Source organism: Vibrio sp. V04_P4A5T148, assembly GCF_963875605.1.
Taxonomy (GTDB): Bacteria; Pseudomonadota; Gammaproteobacteria; order Enterobacterales; family Vibrionaceae; genus Vibrio; species Vibrio anguillarum.
In genome coordinates this window covers 1-10,263 of record NZ_CAWNMS010000084.1, presented here as the reverse complement: position 1 = coordinate 10,263, position 10,263 = coordinate 1, and the positions used below count along the sequence as shown (strand labels likewise).

General features: G+C 44.2%; 5 protein-coding genes, 1 tRNA gene, 1 rRNA gene and 1 riboswitch. Of the genes, 5 read left to right on the top strand and 2 right to left on the bottom strand.

Going from position 1 to position 10,263, the window contains the following annotated elements; translation table 11 throughout:
• Positions 1-56: 56 nt before the first annotated feature.
• Together rrf and AACT18_RS16050 are read left to right on the top strand one after the other, a co-directional pair.
• Positions 57-172 (top strand): 5S ribosomal RNA (rrf, locus tag AACT18_RS16055).
• A 29-nt stretch (positions 173-201) separates the two neighbouring features.
• Positions 202-278 (top strand) — tRNA-Asp (locus AACT18_RS16050).
• Between the two features lie 527 nt (positions 279-805).
• Here the strand turns inward: AACT18_RS16050 and AACT18_RS16045 are convergent.
• Positions 806-2,086 (bottom strand): cation:proton antiporter, encoded by a 1,281-nt coding sequence (locus AACT18_RS16045; protein ID WP_081265549.1) that lies wholly within the window; start codon positions 2,084-2,086, stop codon positions 806-808.
• Between the two features lie 182 nt (positions 2,087-2,268).
• Here AACT18_RS16045 and metH point away from each other — a divergent pair, with 182 nt between their 5' ends.
• Positions 2,269-5,946, top strand: coding sequence for a methionine synthase (gene metH / locus AACT18_RS16040; protein WP_094124709.1), 3,678 nt, complete (start codon positions 2,269-2,271; stop codon positions 5,944-5,946).
• Between the two features lie 66 nt (positions 5,947-6,012).
• Here metH and lysC read toward each other — a convergent pair whose 3' ends face one another.
• Entirely contained in the window at positions 6,013-7,365 is a 1,353-nt protein-coding gene (lysC, locus tag AACT18_RS16035; RefSeq protein WP_017043419.1) for a lysine-sensitive aspartokinase 3, read from the bottom strand.
• Between the two features lie 109 nt (positions 7,366-7,474).
• Positions 7,475-7,650, bottom strand: a riboswitch (Lysine riboswitch).
• Positions 7,651-7,828: 178 nt separating this feature from the next.
• Here lysC and AACT18_RS16030 point away from each other — a divergent pair.
• Both AACT18_RS16030 and AACT18_RS16025 read left to right on the top strand, forming a co-directional pair.
• Positions 7,829-8,950: a pyridoxal-phosphate-dependent aminotransferase family protein gene (locus AACT18_RS16030; protein ID WP_094124708.1), complete on the top strand. Its 1,122-nt coding sequence runs from the start codon at positions 7,829-7,831 to the stop codon at positions 8,948-8,950.
• Between the two features lie 850 nt (positions 8,951-9,800).
• Entirely contained in the window at positions 9,801-10,196 is a 396-nt protein-coding gene (locus tag AACT18_RS16025; RefSeq protein ID WP_064624263.1) for a hypothetical protein, read from the top strand.
• Positions 10,197-10,263: the final 67 nt, after the last annotated feature.

Genomic DNA, 10,263 nt, shown 5'->3' with positions numbered 1-10,263 from the left:
GAAGAACATTGAATGTGTGAATGAGAACGAAACAGCTTTCCGAATTAAGAAATTTGCTTGGCGACCATAGCGTTGTGGACCCACCTGATTCCATGCCGAACTCAGAAGTGAAACACAACAGCGCCGATGGTAGTGTGGGGTCTCCCCATGTGAGAGTAGGACATCGCCAGGCTTTGAATATTGTCTAACCAGACACGCTGCGGAGCGGTAGTTCAGTTGGTTAGAATACCGGCCTGTCACGCCGGGGGTCGCGGGTTCGAGTCCCGTCCGCTCCGCCACTTATTAAGAAGCCCTGCTAGTAATAGCAGGGCTTCTTTCGTTTGAGCAAAAGAGCATTTTATTTTTTATCACTCTCAGTGCCGTCTTCTAAAAATCAATTCCACACATACTTACATATTCACTCCTTGTAATCCGTAACACTCTGATTAGCTAGGGCTCGCTTACCGGTCCGTAATTTTACTTGGCGCCCTTCTTCAATAATCATTGAACCTGTTTGTTCAAACTTGTTCGGTTGACTTTAAGCTATTGTGTGATTATTTGTGTATGTGAATGACTTTCTTTGGGGTGTGCGAGAGCCATCATCACACCTTCATTTGAATAGGGTTCGCCAGCTTTTTAAATAGGTGTTACTAAAGCTATTCATAGTGATATTTCACCATAGTTCAACAGCCTTAATTAGATCATATTTTTTGAATTGGTATTACAGTAGATATAGAGAGGAGCAACAAAGTAAAGATAGCAAAAGCCGATGTTCTAGAACATCGGCTAGGGATAAAATTGGTTTGATCAGTCATTACTGACAGTTTTACACTGACGACTTTTCAGCTTGTTTTGCTTTGTCTATCAATGGGGTAATTGTTGAACCTTGAATAAGTATTGAGAACACCACGACAGCGTATGTCATAACAAGGATTATCTCTTTTACATCAATAAGCTTGTCTGGGATAACTAATATGCCAGATGGGATAGAAAGTGCCATTGCTAGTGCTAGCCCACCTCGTAGTCCTCCCCAAGTTAGTATCTTTATTGACCATGGGTTGTAGGAGCGGTAACGCTTGAAGCCGATGTAAGAGAAAAAAACGCTTAGATAGCGAGCAGATAAGACAAGAGGAATGGCGAAAGCCATCAATATCCAGTCCTCTTCATGGAATTTGAAGAGTAGCATCGACATACCGATAAGTAGGAAGAGCACACCATTCAAAAATTCGTCAACCAATTCCCAAAAGTGGTCAAGGTGTTCTTCACTTTCTTTTGAAAAGCCAATGAAGCGTGTCCAGTTGCCGATCATTATCCCTGATACAACCATAGCTAAAGGCCCGGAAACATGAATAACATCTGCAAAAACATAGCCAGCAGTCGGTATACCAATGGTTAAAAGCAGTTCCATTGAGTGATCATCGGTGGCGCTGATGAGGTAGTGGAATAATAGCCCAAGAGCTAGGCCATACAGGATGCCCCCCATTGCCTCTTGAATAAACAACATAGTTACACTACCTATGGTTGGTGCTTCTGTACCAAATGCAATAGTGAAAATAGTGACAAAGATAACCAAACCAAAACCATCATTAAAGAGCGATTCTCCCTCGATTTGGGTTGAAATACGTTTTGGTGCATTTAACTTTTTAACAATAGCTAATACGGCTATTGGGTCTGTTGGTGATATGAGTGCACCAAAGAGCAGACAGTAAACGAGATCGAAGTGAATACCGATAAATTGACAGAAGGCGTATAGCCCAAAACCGATGAAGAAGGTTGAAAATAGCGTTGCGCCTAGTGCAAGAACCGCGATTTCCCATTTCTGATCTTTTAGGTTGGGTAATTTGATGCCTAGGCCGCCAGCGAAAAGTAGAAAACCGAGTATTCCTTTGAGCAGAAAATTTTCAAAGTTAATACTGTTGACGGTTTCGGTCGCTATTTGAGTTAGATGAAACCAATCATTTTGACCTGCAACTAAGATCAATAATGACAACATCATCGATCCTGCTGTAATGGCGATAGTGGTTTGCATATTGCCTATCTTACTGTTTAGAAAGGCAATCAACATTGCTGCTCCTGATAGGAAGCATAAAGTGTAATAGACAGACATTGTTTTCTCGTCGTGTAACAAAATATGAATGAAATTCTCCTTGGATGATGTACAAATAGCAAACACTTTTTAGCCATGATTGCAGATGTATCAAACGATAATTAAAGTGAAGTTTAGACGTCTAGATTTCTAATGGTTATATGATAGGATGAGCGAATAACCAAAAGGAATGAGGCTGTACTGTGGGAAGAGAAGTTAGAAGTCAAATTGAAGCTCAATTGCAACAGAGAATATTATTGATTGATGGTGGCATGGGCACCATGATTCAGAGCTATAAATTGGAAGAGCAAGATTATCGTGGAGATCGTTTTGCCCATTGGCCAAGCGATCTGAAAGGAAATAATGACCTTCTCGTCTTGACGCAGCCTCAGTTAATCAAAGAAATTCATAGTGCTTACTTGGAAGCAGGTGCTGATATCCTCGAGACGAATACCTTCAACGCGACGAGCATCGCAATGGCCGACTACGATATGCAAGCCATTAGTGGGGAAATCAATTTCGCTGCTGCAAAACTTGCACGCGAAGCTGCTGACGAATGGACGGCGAAAACGCCTGATAAACCTCGTTACGTGGCGGGAGTGCTAGGGCCAACAAACCGCACTTGCTCGCTCTCCCCTGACGTGAATGACCCTGGGTTTCGAAATATCAGCTTTGAGCAATTAGTTGAAGCTTACTCAGAATCAACACGTGCTTTAATTCGTGGCGGCAGCGACTTAATTTTGATTGAAACCATTTTCGATACTTTAAATGCTAAAGCCTGTGCCTTTGCGGTGGATTGTGTGTTTGAAGAGTTGGGTTACAAACTGCCCGTAATGATCTCAGGGACAATCACCGATGCCTCTGGTCGAACGCTTTCTGGGCAAACAACCGAAGCCTTTTATAATGCACTGCGACACGTTGAGCCTATCTCATTTGGTTTGAACTGCGCACTCGGTCCGGATGAATTGCGCCAATACGTTGAAGAGCTATCACGTATTTCTGAATGTTATGTCTCGGCTCATCCCAATGCGGGGTTGCCTAACGCATTCGGTGAGTATGATCTTGAAGCCGATGAGATGGCGCAGCACATCGGGGAATGGGCGCGAGCAGGATTCTTGAACCTTGTTGGTGGCTGTTGTGGAACCACTCCTGAGCACATTAGACAAATGGCAAAAGTGGTCGAAGGTGTGAAACCAAGAGCGTTACCCGATATTCCAGTGGCTTGTCGTCTATCCGGTCTAGAGCCGCTGACGATTACCAAAGAGAGCTTATTCATCAACGTAGGTGAGCGAACTAACGTCACTGGTTCTGCGCGTTTTAAGCGTTTAATCAAAGATGAACAGTATGACGAGGCGCTGCATGTTGCTCGAGAGCAGGTCGAAAACGGTGCACAAATCATCGATATCAATATGGATGAAGGGATGTTGGATGCGCAAGCTTGCATGGTCCGCTTTCTCAATTTATGCGCTTCTGAGCCGGATATTTCCAAAGTACCAATCATGGTTGATTCTTCTAAGTGGGAGGTAATTGAAGCAGGTCTCAAATGCATTCAAGGCAAAGGGATTGTGAACTCGATTTCCCTCAAGGAGGGGAAAGAGAAGTTTGTTGAACAAGCTAAACTCATTCGCCGCTATGGTGCTGCTGTGATCGTGATGGCGTTTGATGAAGTAGGCCAAGCGGATACCCGTGAGCGAAAACTTGAAATTTGTACCAAAGCTTATCGAATTTTGGTTGATGAGGTTGGTTTCCCTGCTGAAGATATCATTTTTGACCCGAATATTTTCGCGGTTGCGACCGGTATTGATGAGCATAATAATTATGCTGTGGACTTTATCGAAGCCGTGGCTGATATCAAACGTAATTTACCCCATGCGATGATTTCCGGCGGGGTTTCCAACGTCTCTTTCTCTTTTCGCGGTAACAACTATGTGCGTGAAGCGATCCATGCTGTATTCCTTTATCACTGTTTTAAAAACGGCATGGACATGGGTATCGTCAATGCCGGTCAGCTTGAGATTTACGATAACGTGCCTGAGAAACTGCGTGAAGCAGTCGAAGATATCATTCTCAATCGCCGCAGCGATGGCACTGAACGCTTACTGGATATTGCGGCTGAATACGCGAACAAAGGTGTCGGTAAGGAAGAGGATGCCAGTGCGCTTGAATGGCGTTCATGGCCAGTCGCAAAACGTTTAGAGCATGCGTTAGTCAAAGGTATCACCGAGTATATTGTTGAAGATACAGAAGAAGCTCGTCAAAATGCCACTCGCCCACTGGATGTGATCGAAGGGCCTCTAATGGATGGAATGAACGTGGTCGGTGACCTCTTTGGCGAAGGGAAAATGTTCCTGCCGCAAGTGGTGAAATCGGCGCGCGTTATGAAGCAAGCCGTTGCGCATTTAGAGCCCTACATCAACGCGCTTAAGCAAGCGGGTTCCAATAATGGCAAAATCCTTCTTGCCACAGTTAAAGGGGATGTACACGACATCGGCAAAAATATCGTTGGCGTCGTTTTGCAGTGTAATAACTACGAAATCATTGACCTCGGCGTTATGGTGCCATGCGAGCAGATCCTCAAAGTCGCGAAAGAACAGAATGTCGACATCATTGGGTTATCCGGCCTCATCACTCCCTCTTTAGATGAAATGGTGCACGTCGCTAAAGAAATGGAGCGACAAGGGTTTAAATTACCGCTTTTGATTGGCGGAGCAACCACCTCTAAAGCACATACCGCAGTTAAAATTGAGCAAAATTATCACCAGCCAGTTGTGTACGTGAACAATGCTTCGCGCGCAGTAGGCGTTTGTTCTTCGCTTCTTTCTGATGAGTTACGTCCTGCTTTTGTGGAAAAATTAAACATCGACTATGAACGCACGCGTGATCAACATCACCGTAAAACCCCCCGAACTAAGCCTGTCTCATTAGAAGTGGCAAGGGCAAATAAAGCGGTTATCGATTGGGATAACTATACGCCGCCAGTTCCGGCTAAATTGGGCGTACATGTGTTTGATGATTTTGATGTGGCTACCCTTCGTCGTTACATCGACTGGACACCATTTTTCATGACATGGTCATTGATGGGTAAATATCCAACGATTTTTGAACACGAAGAGGTGGGAGAGGAAGCGCAAAGTTTATTCCATGATGCTAATGCATTGCTTGATAGAGTTGAGCGAGAAGGGCTACTCAAGGCTCGCGGTATTTGCGCTTTATTCCCGGCCGCGAGTGTGGGAGATGATATCGAAGTGTATCGCGATGAATCGCGCACCGAGGTTGCTCATGTTCTGCATCACTTACGCCAACAAACCGAAAAGCCCAAAGGTTATAACTACTGCTTGTCCGATTACATTGCACCAAAGGAGAGTGGTAAACGAGATTGGATCGGCGCATTTGCCGTGACAGGCGGAATTGGTGAGCGAGAATTAGCAGACCAATATAAAGCGCAAGGCGATGACTACAACGCCATCATGATCCAAGCGGTAGCTGATCGTCTTGCTGAGGCTTTTGCGGAATATTTGCATCAGCAAGTTCGTAAAGAAATTTGGGGCTATGCTGCTGACGAAGAGTTGTCGAACGATGATTTGATCCGTGAGAAATACCAAGGTATACGCCCAGCGCCGGGCTATCCAGCGTGTCCTGAGCATACGGAAAAAGGCACCTTGTGGGAGATGTTGCAGGTTGAGCAAGCCATCGATATGTCTTTAACCACCAGTTACGCTATGTGGCCGGGTGCTTCGGTGTCAGGTTGGTACTTCTCGCATCCGGACTCTCGTTATTTTGCCATTGCACAAATTCAGCAAGATCAGATGCAAGATTACGCGCAACGTAAAGGTTGGAATGCACAAGAAGCGGAAAAATGGCTTGGGCCGAATTTAGATTAAGTAATAAAAAACAGGTTGGCTAAGCCAACCTGTTTTTTATTCAGCGTGTAACTACTCAATGTGGTTTTATCGTTCAAACAAATCTTGATGAAGTTTCTGAATTGCCGCTTTAGAAACCGACTCGTGTAATAAAAAGCAGAGGTTGTGCGGGCTGGCACCATAGCAAATCATACGCAAATTGAAATCTTCTAAGGTGCTAAAAACTTGTTTTGCATAGCCTTTGCTTTCACTCATGTTATTGCCGATCAGCGCAACTAAACACAGATTATGTTCGACTTCAACTTTACACAGCTCTTCTAATTCTAAGCGCACCGCTTGAGGCAGTTCAGGCGCTCCACCTGAGGTATCGGTTTTATCTAATGTTAATGAGACGCTGATTTCAGAGGTGGTGATCAAATCCACCGAAATTTTGTGTTTGGCTAAAATTTCAAACACCTTCGAAAGAAAGCCGTATGCGTGAAACATGCTAGCGCTGCGTAGCGTAACCATGGTTTGATTGCAGCGTAGGGTCAAGGCTCTAAATAGAGGTGAGCTTTCCACACGTTTACGGATCCAAGTGCCGCCTTTTTCAGGCTCTTTTGAGGAGCCGACAAACACAGGGATATCATGGCGAAGCGCGGGCAGCAACGTCGATGGATGCAAAATCTTAGCGCCAAAGTTTGCCATCTCCGATGCTTCGCTAAAGCTTATTTCCGCAATCGGAGCGGCTTTAGGCGCAATGCGAGGGTCGGTCGTATAAATCCCCGGCACATCAGTCCAAATTTCTAAGCCAGAAGCTTGTACCGCTTCGGCGATCAAGGCCGCAGAATAATCACTGCCGCCTCGGCCCAATGTGGTTGTATTTCCTTGCTCATCAGCGCCGATGAAACCTTGAGTTACCACTACGTGTTGCAGACAAAGTGGTGTTAACTTCTCTTGGGCTAATTGCTGGATCTGTTCTAATTGCGGTTCTGCCCGACCGTAGTGATCATCAGTACGCAGCACTTCTCGAATATCAAAACGGATCGCATCCATGCCACGTTCACGCAGTAATTGCGTCAGAATGAAGGTCGACATTAACTCGCCACAAGCCACTAAGTGATCGGTCAGTTTTTTACTCGCTTGAAAAGAGGCCGCTTCTGCGACACTGGCCACCATATCTAAAATTGAGTGTACCTCTTTTTCAACTTGTAGCGGGTCGGCAAGTTTATCAATAATCGCATGATGAATATCAGCTAACTGTTTGATAATACTTAAGCGTTGATTGGCATCTTGTACGCCATTGGCTAATTCAACCAATAAATTCGTCACGCCAGAGCAGGCACTGCTCACGACTAATTTGGTCTCTGGATTATTTTCGATCACAGCGGCACAAAGGCTCATTGCTTCAAAGTTAGCAACGCTTGTTCCGCCAAATTTGGCGACATTGAATGCGCTCACGGCATTTCTCCCACGACTTCCTGAAATAAAAATAGTGTTGGTGTACCAACGTCCAATGTTTGAAGAGAGTTTTTCTAGAGCAAATAAAGAGGTGTTTTTATGATTGGTTTACCTCAGAAGCTCTTCATCAGGGTTGCTGATGACAGTTGAAGGGATTCAGCCCATTCAACCGATAAACCAAATCCACAACCTTGGTTTATCTCGGCACTGCTCCCCATTAATGTTTTGTATTGGAGTTGAGGCTCCACAAAACATCTGCCTGGGCAGTGCTCCTCTTCTGCTAGATAGCTCATTCATTGAACGTTTTTGAACTGTTAATGTCAATCGCTAATTAAGTCCAAATGTAAAATAAAATTAACCAGAGTGTGACACTGGTTTGACCTCTAGACTTCGGTCGAATTGTTGCATCAGTGGATTTGTTTTACTCTGGGTATTCGTATTTGGCCGCAAGCAAGGAGCAACTATGTCCATTACCAGTTTTAACCCACCCCAGCGAATTTTGATGGGGCCAGGCCCGTCAGATATTTACCCTCAAGTATTACAAGCGCTGAGCAGGCCGACCGTTGGCCACTTAGATCCGCTTTTTATCCAGATGATGGATGAGCTAAAGCAGCTGCTTAAATACGCTTTTCAAACAGAAAATGAGTTTACCATCGCGGTTTCCGCGCCGGGCAGCGCTGGTATGGAGGCGTGCTTTGTCAACCTGATTGAGCCAGGAGATAAGGTCATCGTGTGTCGCAATGGCGTTTTTGGCGAGCGTATGCGCGAGAATGTAGTGCGCTGTGGCGGAGAGGCGGTGCTGGTGGATGATGAGTGGGGAGCCCCCGTTTCGCTCGATAAAGTCGAGCAAGCCATACAGGCTAACCCTGATGCTAAAATCCTCGCGTTTGTCCATGCAGAAACGTCAACTGGTGCATTGAGTGATGCGCAAGCATTAGGTTTGCTGGCTAAGCAAAACAACATGCTGAGTATTGTAGATGCGGTGACATCCTTAGGCGGCGTGCCACTTTATGTGGATCAATGGCAGCTCGATGCCGTCTATTCAGGGAGTCAAAAGTGTTTATCGTGCCCTCCGGGTTTATCGCCACTGACTTTTTCAGCGCAAGCGATTGAAAAAATTCAATCTCGCACAACCCCCGTTCAAAGCTGGTTTTTAGATCAAAGCTTAGTGCTTGGTTATTGGAGCGGCGCAGGCAAGCGCAGTTATCACCACACTGCGCCTGTTAACAGTTTGTACGCGTTGCATGAAGCCTTGCTGGTGTTGAGAAACGAAGGTCTAGAGCAGGCGTGGGCACGTCATCGTGTGATGCATGACAAATTAAAGCAGGGCCTAGAAAAATTAGGATTTGAATTTGTCGTTGCTGAAGATTGTCGTTTACCGCAATTGAATGCGATCTATATTCCAACAGGGGTTGATGAGGCTAAAGTGCGAGCGCATTTGCTCAATCAATACAACTTGGAGATCGGCGCCGGCCTTGGCACTTTAGCGGGTAAAGCGTGGCGTATTGGTTTAATGGGGTATGGGGCACGCAGTGAAAACGTGGCCTTATGCTTGCGGGCGCTAGAAGAGTCATTAACAAATTAGCAAAAAAACCACATAAGGGAGCATTTGCTCCTTTTTAGTGGTGCTGATGCCGAACGTTGTTCGTCTCAGCATCAATCATAAAATTCATTTTTATTGTTAGCTCTTCCCTAGCGTGAGTGGAATACTCGTGATTGATATCTTAAGATAAATTTTGTCGTTAATGGTTTAATTACTCGTATGAATATAAGTGGCATTTTGTGTATTTATAATAAATATATGATGACAAAGTTTGTGGCCTAAATATTAGAACAGGTTTGGATGCTACCTTGTATTGTCATGGTATTGTAAAAAATGAACATTGTTCGATTGTTTTGGTTGACCATTATTTTATCTGCGTTAGGATAACCGCGCTGAGAAAGCATACTTATTATTAACTTTTTAGAGGTGCAATAGAAACCTATGGACTCGTCGAGTAGTCGATTATCCAAGTGTGGTATTTTCTGGTTAGTAGAAAAACCTACGTTTTGTTGCCAACTTTTCATTTAAAGCCTCGCTTTTGCTTAGTTGGTATTCATACTAACGAAGCTCCTTTTCTTGTTCTCTCCTGTCAATATCACACTCTTTTTATAGAGTATCGTGTTTGTTTAAGTCGATCATATGATTTATTAAATACAGCGTTTCTACTGGCTAGAGCGTGAATGCTTTTGAATTTCTTGCGTGTCATCTGTACACCGCTAGAACTTTCGCAAGTACACGGCTTCTCTATTTGACTGACTTTATCTTCTCCTAACTTGCTTGTTCAAGGCGGGGAATGCTTGAGCTTGATGGTATAAGCTTATTGCAGTTCAGTTACGTGGATTTTCTGCATAATTTGGTTTCTTTGCCTTGATAGTTTCAAGGAGATACAAAGATGGTTATGTACAATACATCATTAGCTACGGGCAACCGGCTACCTGCTGCTCATTCTATTCAAACCGAAATGGATAACAACTTTATTTGTGTAGGCGCATCGCTATCTGTAGAAGCGGTGATTGCGATTCTACGCTCATCGTCCTTAACCGATAAACGCTTAAACCTTATCTTTATCTCTGGTGATGCAGGTGAATACTTAGGGTTTGTTTATTTAAGCAAGGTGGTGGTATCACAGATGAATATCATCATGAAAGATATTATGCACAAAAGCGATATTGCCGTATCGGCCTTAATGGATAAAGTTCAAGCTAGAAAGTTATTATTAGACAGTCATTTGCCTATGATTCCTATCATCGATAGTCGGAATCGAGTGATTGGCGCCTATTCTATATAATAAATATTAACAAACTTTAAAATAAGTCGCTCAACTTCACTAAATGAAATTTTAGTGAGATTGGAAC

What these genes read in the sequence shown, in the direction of transcription:
- AACT18_RS16045 (WP_081265549.1), bottom strand. Translation starts at nt 2,086, where the DNA reads ATGTCTGTCTATTACACTTTATGCTTCCTATCAGGAGCAGCAATGTTG.
- AACT18_RS16030 (WP_094124708.1), top strand. Translation starts at nt 7,829, where the DNA reads ATGTCCATTACCAGTTTTAACCCACCCCAGCGAATTTTGATGGGGCCA.
- AACT18_RS16025 (WP_064624263.1), top strand. Translation starts at nt 9,801, where the DNA reads ATGGTTATGTACAATACATCATTAGCTACGGGCAACCGGCTACCTGCT.